3 protein-coding genes are annotated in these 1836 nt (G+C 55.4%); 2 read left to right on the forward strand and 1 reads right to left on the reverse strand.

The features are described from left to right. On the reverse strand, positions 1–211 hold a 211-nt coding region (locus ACGLHR_RS51590; RefSeq protein ID WP_400103846.1), incomplete at its 3' end, for a hypothetical protein. Positions 212–564: 353 nt separating this feature from the next. On the opposite strand from ACGLHR_RS51590, the gene ACGLHR_RS51595 reads away from it, so the two are divergent. Both ACGLHR_RS51595 and ACGLHR_RS51600 read left to right on the forward strand, forming a co-directional pair. Further along, positions 565–1119, forward strand: a complete 555-nt coding sequence (locus ACGLHR_RS51595; RefSeq protein WP_400103848.1) for a hypothetical protein — start codon at positions 565–567, stop codon at positions 1117–1119. A gap of 11 nt (positions 1120–1130) precedes the next feature. Further along, positions 1131–1829 (forward strand): hypothetical protein, encoded by a 699-nt coding sequence (locus tag ACGLHR_RS51600; protein WP_400103850.1) that lies wholly within the window; start codon positions 1131–1133, stop codon positions 1827–1829. Positions 1830–1836 lie beyond the last annotated feature (7 nt).

A 1836-nucleotide genomic window follows, 5' to 3' on the forward strand; every position in this document is an offset into this window, starting at 1 on the left:
CTCTGGATTCCAATGAATGGTTTCCGCCGCATTGGACTTCCTCCACTCCCAGGCTTCGCCTGGCGCGACCATAACTCTCATCGATGTTGTACGGAGGCTGGAACGGAAAGCGTTCGAAGGGGTGTACCAGTTTCTCTACGAAAGTGTTGGAAGTTGTCCTAGCCTTGACCCGTCGCAAGTCCAGCGCGCCGTAACGTTGATTGCTGAGCATGCCTTTCGGCATCTCCAGACGAATGACGCCGAGATTAATTTCGCCGCGCTGTGTTTCCGGCTGTCGTTGCTACTTCCTGAAGCCGATCAGGCCGGGATGCTATATCAAGCGAAGCAATAGGGCGTAACACCAAGGAAAAGCGATGGAGCCTGCTCAGAGAATCGGTGAACCGCTCGGCCGCCGTTGCGCGATATGTGGACGGCCGCTGGACGGCGCCGACGATCCACTAAGCGTTGACTGTGGTGGAGATTGCCTGGGGTGCATGGCCGATTGCGGCGATCCGGATTGCGTTGCGGCTCTTGAAGCACTGAAACGAGCCGGTAACGTCTGAGAACGGAAAAGAGAGAAGCCACGTGAGCAACGATCAAGGCCATCAAGACGCGGAAGCAGCAGAATACAAGCAGCCGCCGGGAACCGAGATAGACGAAGCGACCTCCATCACTGCTGTAATCCGGGACGTCACGCAGGAATGGCTCAAATCCGAACGGGTGTCCAAAGTCGAATTCATTAACGACGGTGAGTGCGACCGATTTGCAGCGGAAGTCTTGTCACGGGCAACAGCGGTCGATGGTCTGAAGGATATGAATCTGGCGGATGTGCTGACGGGCGGAGTTCGAGATGATGACTGTGATCTCGGACTGCCTTTTAACAGAGAGCTGCTCGCCGCAGAGTGGCCCGCTGTGAAGCCACCGGGATGTCTGAGCTGGTCCGACATGGACTGGATCTCACACTCATCCATCATGCCTTGGGGAAGTTGGACCCACACTTGGCTGACCGACGGGCGCCTGCATTACGACGCAGAGTCTCCTGAGGGAGTCGATAATTTTTTCGAACTCCTCATTTTTCAACGTCTGATTACTGCTGTCTTTCCACGCGATGTTGCAACCGAAGTTGTCGATCAAGAATAGGAAAAGTACCCATGCGCAGTGTTGAAACCTTCCTCCTTGAGGCCGAGTTGCTTGCAAGCCCTCCCCAAGCGGTTTACGACTGGCTGAAGGAACGCGGCGCCAAGGTTAATCGCGTCTTCGATGATCATGGCGGGGATGAGGAGCTTGAGGAGGCCCTTCTGGCACGTGCTGATCCGCTGATTGACCTCGGATTGGCGCGTTTCTGTGTCCACGGCAGCATCGCGAAGCGCCTGTTTTCGCGTGCGCTGGGCAACAAGAACGAACTCAATCATGCAAGAGCGCTTCGACTAGCCGCCCTTTCCAACCAGGTACTTGGCAAGTCCAACCTCTTTGGCTTTCCAGACGCCTTGTTCAAAAACGAAGAACTTTATAGGTGGCTTGAGTTTCTGCGCGACCTCCTCGAAGGAAATGAGCCGTGGCAAGCACTAAGCGAAGACGGCAGACTCGCATCGATATTTGCACTGTCCAATAACGAGCGCGTTCGTCGGCCCTACGACGACACTTATTTGGACGGTTGGGATGAGTACATGTATCACGGCGTGTCCACCGCCGCTTGGAAGCTTGCCGAGAAAGTCCCGACAACACCAGTCCGGGCTATGTCGCTCGCACGTCTTTATTGCAGCCTGCGGCGCGAGCGGGTTCTGGGGTTGCCCCGTTTCATCGGACAGATTTGCATTGGAATTTTATGTCAATGGGTTTTCTCCTTGTGATGGGGCG

The sequence above is a fragment of the Cupriavidus sp. CuC1 genome, assembly GCF_044627735.1.
GTDB lineage: Bacteria > Pseudomonadota > Gammaproteobacteria > Burkholderiales > Burkholderiaceae > Cupriavidus > Cupriavidus ulmosensis.